The organism is Salmonella sp. SJTUF14076, from assembly GCF_015534835.1.
In the GTDB taxonomy this organism is placed as follows: domain Bacteria; phylum Pseudomonadota; class Gammaproteobacteria; order Enterobacterales; family Enterobacteriaceae; genus Salmonella; species Salmonella enterica.
Genome location: NZ_CP064674.1, coordinates 3415292 through 3432189, shown reverse-complemented (window position 1 = coordinate 3432189; position 16898 = coordinate 3415292). Strand labels below are relative to the sequence as shown.

The 16898-nt window shown below is 52.5% G+C and carries 16 protein-coding genes and 1 other RNA gene; 8 read left to right on the top strand and 9 right to left on the bottom strand.

Translation table 11 applies throughout. The features are described from left to right. The first annotated feature begins 30 nt into the window (after nt 1–30). The 4 genes from HU143_RS16750 to amtB all read left to right on the top strand — a co-directional run bounded on the left by HU143_RS16750 (nt 31) and on the right by amtB (nt 5446). Complete coding sequence (locus HU143_RS16750) at nt 31–1803, top strand: SmdA family multidrug ABC transporter permease/ATP-binding protein (RefSeq protein WP_023227337.1); 1773 nt, start codon at nt 31–33, stop codon at nt 1801–1803. Beyond that, nucleotides 1796–3577, top strand: a complete 1782-nt coding sequence (locus HU143_RS16745; protein ID WP_023227338.1) for a SmdB family multidrug efflux ABC transporter permease/ATP-binding protein — start codon at nt 1796–1798, stop codon at nt 3575–3577. Before HU143_RS16750 ends, HU143_RS16745 begins: the two co-directional genes overlap by 8 nt. A 212-nt stretch (nt 3578–3789) precedes the next feature. Next, a complete protein-coding gene (gene glnK, locus HU143_RS16740; RefSeq protein ID WP_000780341.1) occupies nt 3790–4128 on the top strand; it encodes a P-II family nitrogen regulator in 339 nt (112 codons plus the stop codon). A 31-nt stretch (nt 4129–4159) separates the two neighbouring features. Beyond that, complete coding sequence (amtB, locus tag HU143_RS16735; protein WP_023227339.1) at nt 4160–5446, top strand: ammonium transporter AmtB; 1287 nt, start codon at nt 4160–4162, stop codon at nt 5444–5446. 99 nt (nt 5447–5545) lie between these two features. On the opposite strand, the gene tesB is transcribed toward amtB, so the two are convergent. Beyond that, entirely contained in the window at nt 5546–6406 is an 861-nt protein-coding gene (gene tesB / locus HU143_RS16730; RefSeq protein ID WP_000084176.1) for an acyl-CoA thioesterase II, read from the bottom strand. 214 nt (nt 6407–6620) lie between these two features. Here tesB and HU143_RS16725 point away from each other — a divergent pair, with 214 nt between their 5' ends. Beyond that, entirely contained in the window at nt 6621–7190 is a 570-nt protein-coding gene (locus HU143_RS16725; protein WP_000779802.1) for a YbaY family lipoprotein, read from the top strand. Between the two features lie 32 nt (nt 7191–7222). Here HU143_RS16725 and HU143_RS16720 read toward each other — a convergent pair whose 3' ends face one another. Further along, on the bottom strand, nt 7223–7612 hold the full coding sequence (locus HU143_RS16720; protein WP_000961285.1) for an MGMT family protein: 390 nt from the start codon (nt 7610–7612) through the stop codon (nt 7223–7225). Nucleotides 7613–7696: 84 nt separating this feature from the next. On the opposite strand from HU143_RS16720, the gene ffs reads away from it, so the two are divergent. Beyond that, nucleotides 7697–7793: signal recognition particle sRNA small type (gene ffs / locus HU143_RS16715), an RNA gene on the top strand. A gap of 49 nt (nt 7794–7842) precedes the next feature. Here ffs and HU143_RS16710 read toward each other — a convergent pair. After that, on the bottom strand, nt 7843–9393 hold the full coding sequence (locus tag HU143_RS16710; RefSeq protein ID WP_023210786.1) for an EAL domain-containing protein: 1551 nt from the start codon (nt 9391–9393) through the stop codon (nt 7843–7845). Between the two features lie 224 nt (nt 9394–9617). Between HU143_RS16710 and HU143_RS16705 the strand changes: the two genes are divergently transcribed. Together HU143_RS16705 and ykgO are read left to right on the top strand one after the other, a co-directional pair. Continuing rightward, the gene (locus HU143_RS16705) at nt 9618–9878 is read left to right on the top strand and encodes a type B 50S ribosomal protein L31 (RefSeq protein ID WP_000801415.1); all 261 of its coding nucleotides are present in this window, start codon (nt 9618–9620) and stop codon (nt 9876–9878) included. A gap of 5 nt (nt 9879–9883) precedes the next feature. After that, the gene (gene ykgO / locus HU143_RS16700; protein WP_001197749.1) at nt 9884–10024 is read left to right on the top strand and encodes a type B 50S ribosomal protein L36; all 141 of its coding nucleotides are present in this window, start codon (nt 9884–9886) and stop codon (nt 10022–10024) included. A gap of 55 nt (nt 10025–10079) precedes the next feature. Here ykgO and HU143_RS16695 read toward each other — a convergent pair whose 3' ends face one another. From HU143_RS16695 to acrA, 6 genes are all read right to left on the bottom strand, one after another. Beyond that, nucleotides 10080–10550, bottom strand: a complete 471-nt coding sequence (locus tag HU143_RS16695; protein ID WP_000136181.1) for a YlaC family protein — start codon at nt 10548–10550, stop codon at nt 10080–10082. Between the two features lie 117 nt (nt 10551–10667). Next, nucleotides 10668–11219, bottom strand: a complete 552-nt coding sequence (gene maa, locus HU143_RS16690; RefSeq protein WP_001278793.1) for a maltose O-acetyltransferase — start codon at nt 11217–11219, stop codon at nt 10668–10670. Between the two features lie 178 nt (nt 11220–11397). Beyond that, nucleotides 11398–11616 carry an HHA domain-containing protein gene (locus HU143_RS16685; RefSeq protein WP_001280991.1) on the bottom strand — a complete coding sequence of 73 codons (219 nt, stop codon included), beginning with the start codon at nt 11614–11616 and terminating at the stop codon, nt 11398–11400. 27 nt (nt 11617–11643) lie between these two features. Continuing rightward, nucleotides 11644–12018 (bottom strand): Hha toxicity modulator TomB, encoded by a 375-nt coding sequence (gene tomB / locus HU143_RS16680; protein WP_000344807.1) that lies wholly within the window; start codon nt 12016–12018, stop codon nt 11644–11646. Nucleotides 12019–12513: 495 nt separating this feature from the next. Continuing rightward, the gene (gene acrB / locus HU143_RS16675; protein ID WP_195184457.1) at nt 12514–15663 is read right to left on the bottom strand and encodes an efflux RND transporter permease AcrB; all 3150 of its coding nucleotides are present in this window, start codon (nt 15661–15663) and stop codon (nt 12514–12516) included. 22 nt (nt 15664–15685) lie between these two features. Beyond that, nucleotides 15686–16879 carry a multidrug efflux RND transporter periplasmic adaptor subunit AcrA gene (acrA, locus tag HU143_RS16670; RefSeq protein WP_001039202.1) on the bottom strand — a complete coding sequence of 398 codons (1194 nt, stop codon included), beginning with the start codon at nt 16877–16879 and terminating at the stop codon, nt 15686–15688. Nucleotides 16880–16898: the final 19 nt, after the last annotated feature.

Sequence of the window (16898 nt, the reverse complement as noted above, 5' to 3'; positions counted from 1 at the left end):
ATTGCCGGAAATCATATCAGGAAATAACGCGTGCGATTATTTGCTCAATTAAGCTGGTACTTTCGCCGGGAATGGCGTCGCTATCTTGGCGCGGTGGCCCTGCTTATGCTTATTGCGATGCTTCAGCTGATCCCGCCCAAAGTGGTGGGGATTGTCGTGGATGGCGTAACCGCACAGCATTTTACTCCAGGCCGAATAGCGATGTGGATTGGCACCATTGCCCTGATCGCCGTAGTGGTCTATTTGTTGCGCTATGTCTGGCGCGTGCTGCTATTTGGCGCCTCTTATCAATTAGCCGTTGAACTGCGTGAAGATTATTATCGCCAGTTGAGTCGTCAGCATCCTGAATTTTATCAGCGCCATCGGACGGGCGATCTTATCGCGCGTGCGACGAATGATGTGGATCGCGTCGTATTTGCAGCGGGCGAGGGCGTTCTGACGCTGGTTGACTCGCTGGTAATGGGCTGTGCGGTACTGATTGTCATGTCGACGCAAATTAGCTGGCAGCTAACGCTATTAGCACTGTTGCCGATGCCTGTGATGGCGCTGATGATCAAACGTTACGGCGATCGGCTGCATGACTATTTCAAACTGGCGCAGGCCGCCTTCTCCAGCCTGAACGACCGCACGCAGGAGAGTCTGACCAGCATCCGTATGATCAAAGCGTTTGGTCTGGAGGACCGCCAGTCTTCGCTGTTTGCGGCGGATGCCGAAGATACCGGCAAGAAAAATATGCGCGTGGCGCGTATTGACGCGCGTTTTGATCCAACCATTTACATCGCCATTGGCATGGCGAACCTGCTCGCGATTAGCGGCGGAAGCTGGATGGTGGTTAACGGCAGCCTGACGCTGGGCGAACTCACCAGCTTTATGATGTATCTGGGGTTGATGATTTGGCCGATGCTGGCGCTGGCCTGGATGTTTAATATCGTGGAGCGGGGTAGCGCCGCATACAGCCGCATCCGCGCCATGCTGGCGGAAGCGCCGGTAGTTAAGGATGGCGAAGAGCCGGTCCCGGCGGGGCGCGGCGAACTGACGGCGGCCATTCGTGAGTTTTGCTATCCGCAAACGACGCATCCGGCGCTGGAGAATGTGAACTTTCGTCTTAAACCGGGTCAGATGCTGGGGATATGCGGTCCGACCGGCGCGGGGAAAAGCACAATATTGTCGCTTATCCAGCGCCATTTTGATGTGACGCAGGGAGAGATCCGATTCCATGACGTGCCGTTGACGCATCTGCAGCTGGATAGCTGGCGTAGCCGACTGGCGGTCGTCAGCCAGACGCCGTTTTTGTTCTCGGACTCTATTGCCAATAATATTGCGCTCGGACGCCCGGAGGCGACTCAGGAAGAGATTGAACGGGTGGCGCGTTTAGCCAGCGTACATGAGGATATTCTCCGCTTGCCTCAGGGCTACAACACGCAGGTAGGTGAACGTGGCGTCATGTTATCGGGAGGGCAAAAACAGCGTATCTCGATTGCCAGAGCGCTACTGTTAAATGCGGAAATTCTGCTTCTCGATGATGCGCTTTCTGCAGTAGATGGCCGCACGGAGCATCAGATTTTGCATAATTTGCGCCAGTGGGGCGAAGGGCGTACGGTCATCATCAGCGCGCATCGTTTATCCGCGCTGACCGACGCCAATGAAATTATCGTTATGCAACATGGTCATGTTGTTCAGCGCGGCGATCACGATCAACTGGCGCAGCAGATTGGCTGGTATCGCGATATGTATCGCTATCAGCAACTGGAGGCCGCGCTGGATGACGCGCCGGAACGCGGCGAGGAGGCGGCGAATGCGTAGTTTTGGACAGCTATGGCCGACGCTGAAACGGTTGCTGGCGTATGGCTCGCCATGGCGAAAACCGCTCTCTGTCGCGGTGATTATGCTGTGGATTGCGGCAGCGGCGGAGGTTAGCGGTCCGCTGCTGATCAGCTATTTCATTGATAACATGGTGGCCCGCCACCATTTACCGTTGGGCAAGGTCGCGGGGCTGGCGGCCGCCTATGTGGGGCTACAATTTCTGGCGGCGGGTCTGCATTACGCCCAGTCTTTATTATTTAACCGGGCGGCCGTTGGCGTGGTTCAGTCCTTGCGCACGGACGTCATGGATGCCGCCTTGCGCCAGCCGCTAAGCGCCTTCGACACGCAGCCTGTCGGACAATTAATTTCACGCGTGACCAACGATACGGAAGTCATCCGCGATCTATACGTCACGGTCGTCGCAACGGTATTACGTAGCGCGGCGTTGATCGGCGCCATGCTGGTCGCCATGTTCAGCCTTGACTGGCGGATGGCGCTGGTGGCGATTTTGATTTTTCCGGCGGTATTGACCGTGATGATCATTTATCAGCGCTACAGCACGCCGATTGTACGCCGCGTGCGGGCATATCTGGCGGATATTAACGACGGCTTTAACGAAATCATCAACGGGATGAGCGTAATCCAGCAGTTTCGCCAGCAGGCGCGCTTCGGCGAACGCATGGGCGAGGCCAGCCGCTCGCACTACATGGCGCGGATGCAGACGCTACGCTTAGACGGCTTTTTATTGCGTCCGCTACTTAGCCTCTTTTCTGCGCTCACTTTGTGCGGTCTGTTGATGCTTTTCAGCTTTACGTCTGCCGGCACGATTGAGGTCGGGGTGCTGTATGCGTTCATTAGCTATTTATCACGTCTGAACGAGCCGCTCATTGAACTGACCACCCAGCAATCCATGCTACAGCAGGCGGTTGTGGCGGGAGAACGTGTTTTTGAACTGATGGATCGCCCGCGCCAGCGCTATGGCAGCGACGACAGGCCGTTACAAAGCGGAGCGATTGATATTGATCATCTGTCGTTTGCTTACCGCGACGATAATCTTGTTTTACAGGACATTACGCTCTCAGTACCGTCCCGTAGCTTTGTGGCGCTGGTGGGGCACACCGGCAGCGGGAAGAGCACGCTCGCCAGCTTATTAATGGGGTATTACCCCCTGACACAAGGCGAAATTCGGCTGGATGGGCGAGAAATCGCCTCTCTTAATCATCGCGTTTTACGCCAGGGCGTGGCGATGGTTCAACAGGACCCGGTAGTGATGGCGGATACCTTTCTGGCTAATGTGACGCTGGGGCGCGATGTCTCCGAGGCGCAGGTGTGGCAGGCGCTGGAAACAGTACAACTGGCAGATCTGGCGCGCGGTCTGAGCGACGGGCTGCATACGCATCTCGGCGAGCAGGGAAATACGCTGTCCGTCGGGCAAAAACAGCTATTGGCGCTGGCGCGCGTGCTGGTTGACGCCCCGCAAATATTAATTCTTGATGAAGCGACGGCCAGCATCGATTCCGGCACTGAGCAGGCGATACAGCAGGCGCTGGCGGCGATTCGCGAGCGCACCACGCTGGTGGTTATTGCCCATCGGCTATCGACAATCGTGGAGGCGGATACCATTCTGGTTCTCCATCGCGGCCAGGCGGTGGAGCGCGGGACGCATCAACAATTGCTGGCGGCGCAAGGGCGCTACTGGCAAATGTATCAATTACAGTTAGTTGGCGAGGAGTTAGCCGCCAGCGTACACGAAGAACCCGGCCCTGCAGCGTAAGGTTTGGAGCCACAGGGCAAAGCCTCGCCCATCATGCACCGTCGTGGTGCGTTTTTCTTTCCCTGCTTCGATTTTGGGGCGCGTCAATATAAAGACGCGCCGCTAACCGCGCTTTTCCTCGCTCGCCAGCTTCTGGCACATCCTTTGCAATATCCATTCTGAAGAGTCCATGCGCGGCGGCAGCCGTTACCTAATTCTGACTGGAGGGTTCTATGAAGCTGGTTACCGTAATTATCAAACCGTTCAAGCTGGAGGACGTGCGGGAGGCGCTTTCTTCCATTGGCATTCAGGGACTGACCGTCACCGAAGTGAAAGGGTTTGGCCGTCAGAAAGGACACGCCGAACTGTATCGCGGCGCGGAGTACAGCGTGAATTTCCTGCCGAAGGTCAAAATTGATGTGGCTATCGCCGACGACCAACTGGAAGAGGTGATCGATATCATCAGTAAAGCGGCTTACACCGGAAAAATTGGCGACGGCAAAATTTTCGTCGCGGAGCTCATGCGCGTTATTCGGATTCGTACCGGCGAAGCTGACGAAGCAGCGCTGTAAGACCCGCCACACAGCAACAGGAAATGAAAAAATGAAGATAGCGATGATAAAAACCACACTGGCTTCACTGGCGCTGCTGCCTGGGCTAACGATAGCCGCGCCGGCGGTTGCCGATAAAGCGGATAGTGCTTTTATGATGATTTGCACCGCGCTGGTGCTGTTCATGACGATACCGGGTATCGCGCTGTTTTACGGCGGATTAATTCGCGCCAAGAACGTGCTGTCAATGTTAACGCAAGTGACCGTCACCTTTGCGCTGGTCTGTATTTTATGGGTGGTGTACGGCTATTCGCTGGCTTTTGGCGAAGGGAATCATTTCTTCGGTAATGCTGATGGGGCGATGTTGAAGAATATCGCGTTGACGGCGGTAACGGGTACGATTTATCAGTATATTCATGTCGTATTTCAGGGATCTTTCGCCTGTATTACCGTCGGGCTGATTGTCGGCGCGCTGGCGGAGCGTATTCGTTTTTCGGCGGTACTGATTTTTGTCGTGGTGTGGTTCACGCTCTCTTATATCCCGATTGCGCACATGGTGTGGGGCGGCGGCCTGCTGGCTGCTCACGGCGCGCTGGATTTTGCCGGTGGTACGGTGGTGCATATTAACGCCGCTATCGCCGGGCTGGTAGGGGCTTATTTAATTGGCAAACGCGTCGGCTTTGGGAAAGAAGCATTTAAACCCCATAACCTGCCGATGGTCTTTACCGGTACTGCGATTCTGTATATCGGCTGGTTTGGATTTAACGCGGGTTCTGCGGGTAGCGCAAACGAGATAGCAGCGCTGGCCTTTGTGAACACCGTGGTGGCGACCGCCGCCGCGATTCTGGGGTGGATTATCGGCGAGTGGACGCTACGCGGTAAGCCTTCCCTGCTGGGAGCCTGTTCCGGCGCGATTGCCGGTCTGGTCGGCGTGACGCCAGCCTGTGGCTATGTTGGCGTTGGCGGCGCGCTGGTTATCGGCGTTATTGCGGGTCTGGCGGGATTGTGGGGAGTCACCATGCTTAAACGTCTGCTACGGGTAGATGATCCGTGCGACGTATTTGGCGTTCACGGCGTTTGCGGAATAGTCGGCTGTATCCTGACCGGCGTTTTTGCCGCCAGTTCGCTGGGCGGCGTTGGCTTTGTCGACGGCGTTACGATGGGACATCAGGTGATGGTACAGCTGGAAAGTATTGCTATTACGGTCGTCTGGTCCGGCGTTGTCGCGTTTGTTGGTTACAAACTGGCGGATATCCTTGTTGGACTGCGTGTACCGGAAGAGCAGGAGCGCGAGGGGCTGGATGTGAACAGTCACGGCGAGAATGCGTATAACGCGTGATTGCGCAACATGCCTGATGGCGCTGCGCTTACCTAGTCTACCGTAGGCCGGATAAGCGCAGCGTCATCAGGCCATTAACGCCGCATAGCGGCATGTTTTTTAATTGTGATTACGCATTACCCCTTCCTGCACGGTTGAAGCGACCAGAGCGCCATCCTGAGTATAAAACTCGCCGCGAACAAAGCCCCGGGCGCTGGAGGCGGAAGTGCTCTCCACGCTATAAAGTAGCCATTCATTAAAATTGAACGGACGATGGAACCACATAGAGTGATCGATAGTGGCGATCTGAATGCCCTTTTCCAGAAAACCGATGCCGTGAGGCTGAAGCGCGACGGGAAGGAAATTCAGATCCGAGGCATATCCCAGTAAATATTGATGGACGCGAATGTCATCCGGAACGGTGCCGTTGGCGCGAATCCATACCTGACGCACAGGCGCGGCGACGTGACCTTTCAACGGATTGTGAAATTCGACGGGACGAATTTCCAGCGGGCGATCGCAGAGAAACTTTTCTTTCAGAATCGGCGGCAGTAAATGCGCCAGCGATTGCGCGATTTCCGTTTCTGACGGTAGTCCTTCCGGCCCGACTGCCGTCGGCATGGTTTTTTGATGTTCAAAACCCGGTTCCGGTGCCTGGAATGAGGCGGTCATGTAAAAGATGGGTTTCCCGTTCTGAATAGCGGCAACGCGGCGGGCGCTGAAGCTATTCCCATCGCGCAGCACTTCTACGTCATAGATAATGGGTTTTTGGCTGTCGCCTGGCCGCAGAAAATAACTGTGGAATGAATGCACCAGTCGCGCTTCCGGCACCGTTTCTTTGGCGGCATAGAGCGCCTGGCCCACCACCTGACCGCCAAATACCTGGCGCAGCCCTAAGTCTTCACTTTGGCCCCGAAAGAGTCCTTCTTCAATTTTTTCCAGATTCAATAATGTCAGCAAATTATTCAGTGTCTGACTCATACATACTCTCCAGGTGACAACGATGCCGAAGCGAGGTAGGGCAGAGTATAACGCAATTTTGCAAGTGGTCCGATGGGTACAAAAGTCTGAATAACAGACCAATTCCAGGCAAAAATGAGTGACATGTGCCACACTTAATCACGTTATGTTTCTGTTAACCACTCTTCCGGCGGGGGGAAAGGCCTGCTGGTGCATTGATGATAAGGAGAATTGAATGAAACTCGTGCACATCGTAAGTGGTTTAGCGGTTGCGATATCTCTGGCGGCCTGCGCTGATAAAAGCGCTGATATCCAGACGCCTGCGCCAAACCCTAACATGTCGATTACAGCTAACCAGTCTACTATTCAGCAACCCAATGTTTCCGGTACCGTCTGGATCCGCCAGAAGGTCGCTCTGCCGCCAGATGCGGTGCTGACCGTGACGCTTTCAGATGCTTCGCTGGCTGATGCGCCGTCTAAGGTGCTGTCGCAAAAAGCGGTACGTACCGAAGGTAAACAGGCGCCTTTCAGTTTTGTGTTGCCGTTTAACCCATCAGATATTCAACCTAACGCGCGTATTCTCCTGAGCGCGGCCATCACCGTTGACAATAAGCTGGTATTTATTACCGATAGCGTGAAACCGGTGATTAACAATGGCGGCACTAAAGCGGATCTGACGCTGGTACCGGTACAGCAAACGGCGGTGCCTGTGCAGGCCAGCGGTGGTGCGACGACGACGGTTCCATCGACTTCGCCGACCCAGGTCAATCCGTCTTCTGCCGTTCCTGCGCCTACCCAGTATTAATCCTGCGCCAACCCTCTCCGTTACGGAGAGGGTTAATACACCCAGCGATAGCGTTGTAAATCGATTTGTCCGCTTCCCGACACCACCACGCCTTCCGCCAGTAATGCCTGACGTTGCCGCTGTAGATCCGGCCCGGTAAGTGATATTGCGCCGTGGCGGTTCACCACCCGATGCCATGGTAAAGTGCTGCCTTCCGGCAGACGTTTTAAAACTCCGCCGACCTGACGCGCTGCCCGAGGGGAACCGGCAAGCCGGGCGACATCGCCGTAGGTCGTGACAAACCCTTCCGGGATCGAAGCGACGATTTGCCAGACGCGTTGAGGAAATGTGTCCTGAATATCCATAATAGAATCCTGCGTTAATGCTTCAGGATAATCTGGAATAAGGGGGGAGGAAAGCCCGGATGCGCAAGAAACCAGCATCCGATGCCTGATGGGTTGCAATTGCACGATATAGCAGTGATAATGCGCCTGCGCGTTGGTTCACAACGCTCTCAATGGGGGCTCTGTTGGTTCTCCCGCAACGCTACTCTGTTTACCAGGTCAGGTCCGGAAGGAAGCAGCCAAGGCAGATGACGCGTGTGCCGGGATGTAGCTGGCAGGGCCCCCACCCATTTGTGCCTCTCCATACTGTTCTTTTCTGCTGTGCGACGTTATAGCCGCTGTTCCGCCCAAAGAATAAATGCCGTAGCGGGTAGGGGCTTACTGTATAACCAGCCCTGACCATAATGTACGCCATGCTGGCGTAGCCACTGTTCTTGCCTGGTCGTTTCGATGCCTTCTGCGACCATCTTAAGTTTGAGCGTTTTCGCCATTTCAATAATATGCGGCGTGACGTTTTTATATTCCAGCGCATCGACAAAAGATTTATCAATTTTAAGGACATCCACATCCAGATTTTGTAAGTAGCTGAGGCTGGAATAGCCGGTGCCAAAGTCATCAATATAAATGGAATGTCCCGCGTTACGGTATCTGGCGACAATGGGCGCGCTGGTTTTCGGATCGGCGAACTCGCGTTCCGTTAATTCAAGCGCGATTTGCGACGGAGAAATTTGGCTACGGTTCAGCAGCGTGCTTAACAGCGTCGGCAACGTTTCCGACGCCAGATCGGATGCCTCAAGATTGATTGAAATATGTTGTTCGGGATGGGACTTTAACCAACTCCCCATGTCTTCAAAAACGGTTTCGATGATTAGCCGGGTTAGCGGCTCCGTGAGCCCGGTTTGTTCAGCCAGCGCGATAAAAATTTCCGGCGAAAGGAAGGTGCCGTCCGCCTGTTGCCAGCGAGCTAAGGCTTCGGCACCGACAATTTTTCCGCTGCTCAGGGAGACAATAGGCTGATAGTGTACGTTAATTTCGCGATTGTCTATCGCATCCTGGAGACGGTGGCGGGGCGACTGTAGTCGACGCAAAATACGCAGAATAAAGGCCGCGGCCAGCAGACCCGTTACGATGCCCGCCGGTAGCCAGATAAACGCCTGTCGATACCAGCTCCTTTCCAGCGGAGCGGTCGGTGCCCAGCTTACGATAGTAATGCCCATTTCCGGAAAGGGGTGGATAGCATACTGAATGCCTCGGTTTTCCAGCCGCAGGGGCGTCTCATGGTGAATGAGCGGAAGAATAGCGGAGTCAAGGTTACCGCTGCTGGCAACCACAGTATTGCGTTCCCGGCCAATAATAGCGACGTCAATCGGCCATGCGCCAAACGGAATCACATCGATAAAGGACGCCGGGTCGATCATCACGATATAGCTGTCGCTCCCGAGTGCCGCCATATAGCGTTTTATACCCAGATCGTTTTGCGCCGTAAACCAGGCGCGATAACCGTCGCGAGTGATTTTCATAGGCGGAGGGAACGCGGGAATATGGCTCTCTTTTTCAAGCGAAGAGCAAACGGGAATCGAATTTTTAAGATACAGAACTTCCTGGACATACCGAAAGCTATAAGACACGCGGCGCATGGCGAGTAAATGGGCGCTGCTGCAGGGCTCGCCTTTAAAGGAGGCAATATGCGTTAACGCGGCTTTTGCCTGGTCACTGACCCTTTCTGTACGTAGCGCCACCCGGGACGAGAAGATATCCAGCTCTTCATTAAACCTCTTTTCAACTTGACGGTGCGCCAGCCACAGACTCAATCCTATCGGGAAAAGGACAGACAGGATAAGCACTCCCGTTACCAGGCTGACCAGATGTCGTGTTGTCACAGTGATGTCCTTATAAACACAGCGTAGAGAAAGTATATCCGATCGTAAATCGCGCCCTCGAATGATAAAGCTATTTTATCGATTTTACAGATTCAGGCGCCAGGCTAACGCGTTACGCCACGTTGCTTTTGCTGCCAGGAAGAGATCGTGAATGTTTACCGGTTGAAAAAGGAGCGTTGATAGCGTATTTTATTGTTATGTTATAACATAATTGAGAGAGCGCAATGAAACCTGATATTCATCCTGTATACCGCACCGTCGTATTTCACGACACCAGCGCAAATGAATATGTGAAAGTGGGATCAACTATCAAAACTGAACGTGAAATCGAACTGGACGGCGTGACATATCCGTATGTCACTATTGATGTGTCATCAAAATCGCATCCTTTTTATACCGGTAGACAGAAAACGTTTGATAGCGAAAGTAGCGCCGCACGCTTCCAGAAACGTTTCGGTCATTTTATCGGCGCTAAAAGGGGGTAAATGAAATGCAGGTGTTAAACTCACTTCGCAATGCAAAACAACGGCATCCGGATTGCCAGATAGTCAAACGCAAAGGACGCTTATACGTGATTTGTAAAACAAATCCGCGTTTTAAGGCGGTTCAGGGGCGTAAAAAAAGACGTTAAAAAACCAACAGTTCAGGGAAAGCAGTGCGCACCAGGGAGGGTGCGCACTTTTTTATTACCGGCTGGCTTCTGCGCGGGCCAGCGTAAAAATATCGTAGAAGGAAAGTTCGCCCTTACGGGCAACCATTTTTTGCAGCTGGACTTTATGTTCATTATCCACCTGTGGAGACTGAAGAATCGTCTCAATGAGCGTGGGGGGAACAAAGCGGGTGTTGTACCATTCGCCGTTGTAACAGACCCGGAGGTCCAGCACATCGATGTCGTTATAGTGATAACGCGGGGCGATGTCGAAAAAGAAGAAGCCATTAAATGCGATAAATAACACCACTAACAGCCACACTGACCCCACCAGCGTTTCTGATTGCAGCATGACCGCCAGCGTCGCAAACCAGGCTGCATACATCGCGATAAATAACCCAGGATGCTTGCGGATAAAACTGATACTAAAACGCGGCCTGTTATCGCGTTTTTCACGGATGTTTAAGTCATCAATAGTTTCGCTAAGCAGGCGCTGTATCTCTGTCATCTTTTGCCTTCATGATTTCTGCGACATAGGGGGTAATAACAGCCCATTTTAAAGGGAGGTGTAACGTGAGAAAAGTAACAGATTAACCACGAATTAGCATAACAGTTATCATTTTGACTACAATTTTTTAATGATTCGCGCCGGATTTCCGCCTACCACGACATCTGGCGGTACGTTTTTTGTCACCACAGCGCCTGAAGCGACGACGACGTTATCGCCGATGGTTACGCCAGGATTAACGACGGCTCGTCCGCCTATCCAGACGTTATTTCCGATAGTGACGGGTTTACCTAATTCTCTGCCGCTGTTGCGTTCGACGGCGTCCAGCGGGTGCGTGGCGGTATAGATATGTACCCCTGGCGCGAGCATACAATTATCGCCAATATGAATTGGGCAAACATCAAGCATGACGCAGTCGAAGTTAGCGTAAAAGGAGTGACCAAGAAAAATATTATAGCCGTAGTCGCAACGGAAGGAAGGTTCAATATAGGCGTCTTCGCATCGACCCAACAGGTCGCGTAAAATCGCCTGACGCTTATTTATTTCATCAGGCGTAGTATAATTGTATTGATGGATGAGTTGACGCGCCCGCAGTCGATCCTGGCATAAAGTTTCATCGGTCGGGCAATACAGTGCCCCAGCGATCATTTTTTGTTTTTCGTCACTCATCGCGCGCTCCCCTTGGTGGATATTATCGCAATAGAAGCAATAATAAAGTATTAGAGGGAACGTTCCCTGCTATTGGTATGTGATCTATATCACTGTTCTATAATAGCCCGTTGTGTTATTAGCCTGAACGAGGAGGCAGATAACACCTGTGTGTTCTCTAAAAAGTAATGTTGCGTGATTAACGAATGAATTTCCATACTGAAGAGGGGATCTTGTCGTAGAGTTTGTTCATCGTCAATTCTGCAAGACGGTGATCCGCAGCTGAGTAAAATACAGCCAGCTCATTGTCAGACAATTCATATTTATTTTTCTCAATGACGCGCTCCAGAGTGTCAATTGTCTGACAGCGCCGTAAACGCATCAAATAATCAGTTTTAGTTAATGGTTTATCAGACATAAATTCTACCTATGATTGTAATAATTTTTAACAAGACAAACTAACAGGATTGGCCCTGGTGGCGTTGACGAAACAACGGAACAGGCGGTTGCCCGATTTACGCCATTTTTGCAAATCCTGCGTATTAATACCATAGCTGCTGAACAACATAAAGGTGTCGTCCAGGTATTCATCTATCTGCGCAATCAATTTATTGTCTTCATTGTACTTAATTTTATAATTAAGCGCGAAAGTTGCAATATGCTCTATCAGCTCATTGAGCTGCAGGTTGACTGCTGAGGTCGGGTCATTAACCCAGCCATGGTTGCTTTCTTCAAGGTTTGCAAGACAGTCATGATACAGGGTTTCGCAAAGAAATTTAAGCTGTGCTATATCATGTCTTTTGGGTGAGTATTCGTCCATAATGCATCCCCTTTTTAGTGGCTTAAACTAACCGAACACCTTCGGGATGGATACAACTAACTAACCTGGTACTTCCCACGTCACCTTATGATTTAACTATAATCTACTCTAAAAAACTTTTCATCGTCATATTACTAAAAATTACAATTGCGTGAAAGCCGTGTGTCGCCATACTTTTTCGAATTTTAACAGTGATCGTCGGTCGCCTAAAAAGGAACCAGTTTTATTGTTTGTGTAATCATTGGGTTAACGTTTTTTAGCTTTTCAGGCTAAAACAATAGACTCTGACAGGAGAAAATAGCCAGGAATATTCTTAATATTTCTTAATTAATGGCTGAATTAAGAAATGGCCAACTTTCCTAAGAAAAGCCTTTAACGCAGTAAGGATTATACCTTTTATTAATATGGCAAAAAATAATCAATCTAACAATAAGCGTATTTTATGATTTTTGCGTAAAAAAGGCCGCTTGCGCGGCCTTATCAACAGTGAGCAAATCAGCGATGTTCTGTCGAATGACTATGCTCAATATCTTCGCTTTTACGGCTAAAGCGGCGGCGTACCACCACGAAGAAGACCGGTACGAAGAAAATAGCCAGTACGGTTGCCGTTACCATCCCGCCCAGTACGCCAGTACCTACCGCATTCTGCGCGCCGGAACCCGCGCCGGAACTGATAACCAGCGGCATAACCCCCAGCATGAACGCTAACGAGGTCATCAGAATCGGACGCAAACGCATCCGGACGGCCTCCAGGGTCGCTTCTACCAGACCTTTCCCTTCTTTATCCATTAAGTCTTTGGCGAATTCGACGATAAGTATCGCGTTCTTCGCCGACAACCCAATGGTTGTGAGCAGACCCACCTGGAAGTAAACGTCGTTAGTCAGTCCGCGGAAGGTGGCAGCCAGCAGCGCGCCGATAACCCCAAGCGGAACAACCAGCATTACGGAGAACGGGATAGACCAGCTCTCATACAATGCCGCCAGACACAGGAAGACGACGATCAGCGAGATAGCATACAGGGCAGGGGCCTGGTTGCCGGACAACCGCTCCTGGTAGGACATCCCGGTCCAGTCATACCCAATGCCTGACGGCAGCTTGCTGGCCAGTTCTTCCATCATCGCCATCGCTTCACCAGTACTCTTGCCTGGCGCCGCCTGACCCAGAATTTCCATCGAAGGCAGACCGTTATAGCGTTCCAGACGTGGCGAACCATATTCCCAGCGGGAAGAGGAGAATGCGGAGAACGGCACCATCTGACCATCGCTACCACGAACGTACCAGTCGTTAATATCATCCGGCAACATGCGGTATTTCGCTTCGGACATCACGTAAACTTTCTTCACACGACCGCGATCGATAAAGTCGTTTACATAGCTGCCGCCCCATGCTGCGCCCAGCGTGGTATTAATGTCGCTAATAGACACGCCCAGCGCCTGAGCTTTTTCCTGGTCGATATCGATTTTAAACTGCGGCGTATCTTCCAGACCGTTAGGTCGAACGCCGACCAGCAGATCAGGATATTTCGCCACCTCGCCGAACAACTGATTACGTGCCTGGGTGAGTTTTTCGTGACCAAGTCCCGCCTGGTCAATCAACTCGAAGTCAAACCCGGTTGCGGTGCCCAGTTCAACAATCGCCGGCAGGTTAAAGGCGAAGACCATCGCATCTTTAATTTGTGAAAACGCTGCGGTTGCCCGCTGGGTAATCGCTTCAACCTTGTTTTTTTCGCCTGGACGATCGGCCCAGTCTTTCAACGACACGAATGCAATACCGGTATTCTGACCGCGCCCTGCAAAACCGAAGCCGTTGACGGCGAATACCGATTCAACGTTGGCTTTCTCTTTGTTCAGATAGTAATCCGTGACCTCATCCAGCACTTTTTGCGTGCGCTCTTGCGTCGCGCCGGCGGGGAGCTGGACCATTGTCAGGAATACGCCCTGGTCTTCATCCGGCAAGAAAGAGCTTGGCAGACGAACGAACAGATAAGCCATACCGACGACGATAATGAGATAGAGCAGCAGATAACGCCCGGTGCTGCGCAGAATATTGCCTACGCTATCGGTGTAGTGATGCGTGCTCTTATCGAACAGGCGGTTAAACCAGCCGAAAAAGCCTTTTTTCCCTTCGCCATGATCGCCTTTGGCGACGGGTTTGAGCATCGTCGCGCACAGCGCAGGCGTCAGGATCAGCGCGACCAGCACCGACAGCGCCATCGCCGATACGATGGTGATAGAGAACTGACGATAAATTGCCCCAGTTGAGCCGCCAAAGAAGGCCATCGGAATAAATACCGCCGACAGTACCATCGCGATACCCACCAATGCGCCCTGAATCTGGCCCATGGATTTGCGCGTCGCTTCCTTCGGCGGAAGGCCTTCTTCCGTCATAACACGTTCGACGTTCTCGACCACCACGATGGCGTCATCCACCAGCAAGCCGATGGCGAGCACCATCCCGAACATCGTCAGCGTGTTTATCGAGAAACCGAATGCCGCAAGCACGGCAAAGGTTCCCAACAACACCACCGGAACCGCAATAGTCGGAATCAACGTCGCGCGGAAGTTCTGCAGGAACAGGTACATCACCAGGAACACGAGGATAATCGCTTCGACCAGAGTTTTTACCACTTCATGAATAGAGATCTTCACGAACGGCGTGGTGTCATACGGGTAGACGATTTTCATCCCTAGCGGGAAGAACGGTTCCATTTTTTTCAGTTCGGCGCGAATAGCGGTAGCGGTATCCAGCGCGTTGGCGCCGGTAGCCAGTTTGATGCCAAGACCTGACGCTGGCTGACCGTTAAATTTCGCGATGACGTCGTAGTTTTCGCCGCCAAGCTCAATTTTCGCTACATCCCGCAGACGAACCTGAGAGCCATCCTGATTCACCTTCAGCAGGATTTTGCCAAACTCATCCGTTGAGGTCAGACGCGTTTGGGCAATAATCGATGCGTTAAGCTGCTGGCCTTTAACCGGCGGCGTACCACCGAGCTGACCTGCCGCGACCTGGGCGTTCTGCGCTTTGATCGCGTTAATCACGTCGACCGGCGTCAGTTGGTATTTGGTCAGCTCTGTCGGATTCATCCAGATACGCATCGCATACTGCGAACCAAACAGCTGGACGTCGCCCACCCCAGAGGTACGGCTGATCGGATCTTTCATATTGGCGGCAACGTAATCCGAAATATCCTCCTGGGTCATGGTGCCGTCGGTGTTAATGACGCCCACTACCATCAGGAAGCTACTTGAGGACTTCTCAACGCTCACGCCCTGTTGCTGTACTTCCTGGGGAAGTAACGGCATTGCCAGTTGCAACTTGTTCTGAACCTGAACCTGCGCGATGTCCGCATCGGTGCCGGATTCAAAGGTCAGCGTGATCTGCACGGTCCCCGTGGAGTCACTGTTGGAGGATATATACATCAGGTTATCGATACCGTTCATATTCTGTTCGATAACCTGCGTGACGGTATCCTGTACCGTTTTCGCATCAGCGCCAGGGTAGGTTGCGGAGATCGTCACTGCTGGTGGCGCAATCGTCGGATATTGCGCTACCGGCAATTTGAGGATCGCGAGCCCCCCTGCCAACATGATGATGATGGCGATCACCCACGCAAATATAGGGCGATCGATAAAGAAATTAGGCATGTCTTAACGGCTCCTGTTTAAGTTAAGACCTGGGCTGAGCAGGTTGATCACCGCTTGCGGCTTGCTGTTTGTTATCCGCGGTAATTTCCTGCACTTTAACCTGTGCGCCAGGACGTACTTTTTGCAGCCCGCTGACGACTACGCGGTCGCCCGCTTTCAACCCGTCAGTCACCAGCCACTTATCGCCGATCGCCTGGCTTGCGACGATTTGGCGGGTTTCCACTTTGTTATCAGCGCCAACCACCAGCACCGTGGCATCGCCGCGTGGAGTACGGGTAACGCCCTGTTGTGGAACCAGTAATGCCGTCGGTTTTGTCCCTTCCTGCAGACGTGCGCGAACGAACATTCCTGGCAATAAGGTGTGATCCGGGTTAGGGAAGATGGCGCGCAAAGTAATAGACCCGGTGGTTTGGTCAACGGTCACATCGGAGAATTCAAGCGTACCGGACTGCGGGAATTTGATACCGTCGCTGGTCACCAGGTCGACCTTCGCTTTGCCGTTTTCCTGTTTCAGCGAACCATTTGCCAGCTCCTGCTTCAGGCGCAGGAAGTCATTGCTGGACTGGGTCACATCGACATAAATAGGGTCCAGCTGCTGCACTGTCGCCAGCGCCGACGCCTGACCGTTCTGTACCAGCGCGCCTTCCGTTACGGACGACTTACCAATACGACCGCTAATCGGTGAGGTGACTTTGGTATACGCCAGGTTGATACGTGCGGTTTCAACGGCGGCTTTTGCTGCGACAACAGCGGCAGTCGCTTGTTGTGCGTCAGCCAGCGCCTGATCGTATTCCTGCTTACTGATGTACTGCGTACCCAGCAGCTTTTGATAACGCTTCACCGTCAGTTCAGCAATATTCGCGGCGGCCTGCGCTTTTGCCAGATCGCCCTTAGCGCTGTCGTAAGTCGCCTGGTAGGTCGCAGGATCAATCTGATAGAGAGAGACTCCCGCTTCGATATCACTTCCCTCAACGAAATTACGCTTCAGGATAATGCCGCTTACCTGCGGGCGAACTTCGGCGATACGGTAAGCAACGGTACGACCCGGAAGTTCAGTTGTGATTTGCAGTGGTTCCGTTTTTAGTGTGACAACTCCAACTTCTGGCATCTGCTGGCCGCCTTGCTGGTCCTGTTTGTCGTCACATCCTGTTAGCGCTAAGCTGCCTGAGAGCATCAGAACGACCGCCAGAGGCGTTAACCCTCTGTTTTTGTTCATATGTAAACCTCGAGTGTCC

Excerpts from the sequence above, each read along its gene's own strand:
- HU143_RS16745 (WP_023227338.1), top strand. The coding sequence starts at position 1,796 with ATGCGTAGTTTTGGACAGCTATGGCCGACGCTGAAACGGTTGCTGGCG.
- glnK (WP_000780341.1), top strand. The coding sequence starts at position 3,790 with ATGAAGCTGGTTACCGTAATTATCAAACCGTTCAAGCTGGAGGACGTG.
- amtB (WP_023227339.1), top strand. The coding sequence starts at position 4,160 with ATGAAGATAGCGATGATAAAAACCACACTGGCTTCACTGGCGCTGCTG.
- tesB (WP_000084176.1), bottom strand. The coding sequence starts at position 6,406 with ATGAGTCAGACACTGAATAATTTGCTGACATTATTGAATCTGGAAAAA.
- HU143_RS16725 (WP_000779802.1), top strand. The coding sequence starts at position 6,621 with ATGAAACTCGTGCACATCGTAAGTGGTTTAGCGGTTGCGATATCTCTG.
- HU143_RS16720 (WP_000961285.1), bottom strand. The coding sequence starts at position 7,612 with ATGCTGGTTTCTTGCGCATCCGGGCTTTCCTCCCCCCTTATTCCAGAT.
- HU143_RS16705 (WP_000801415.1), top strand. The coding sequence starts at position 9,618 with ATGAAACCTGATATTCATCCTGTATACCGCACCGTCGTATTTCACGAC.
- ykgO (WP_001197749.1), top strand. The coding sequence starts at position 9,884 with ATGCAGGTGTTAAACTCACTTCGCAATGCAAAACAACGGCATCCGGAT.
- HU143_RS16695 (WP_000136181.1), bottom strand. The coding sequence starts at position 10,550 with ATGACAGAGATACAGCGCCTGCTTAGCGAAACTATTGATGACTTAAAC.
- maa (WP_001278793.1), bottom strand. The coding sequence starts at position 11,219 with ATGAGTGACGAAAAACAAAAAATGATCGCTGGGGCACTGTATTGCCCG.
- HU143_RS16685 (WP_001280991.1), bottom strand. The coding sequence starts at position 11,616 with ATGTCTGATAAACCATTAACTAAAACTGATTATTTGATGCGTTTACGG.
- tomB (WP_000344807.1), bottom strand. The coding sequence starts at position 12,018 with ATGGACGAATACTCACCCAAAAGACATGATATAGCACAGCTTAAATTT.
- acrB (WP_195184457.1), bottom strand. The coding sequence starts at position 15,663 with ATGCCTAATTTCTTTATCGATCGCCCTATATTTGCGTGGGTGATCGCC.
- acrA (WP_001039202.1), bottom strand. The coding sequence starts at position 16,879 with ATGAACAAAAACAGAGGGTTAACGCCTCTGGCGGTCGTTCTGATGCTC.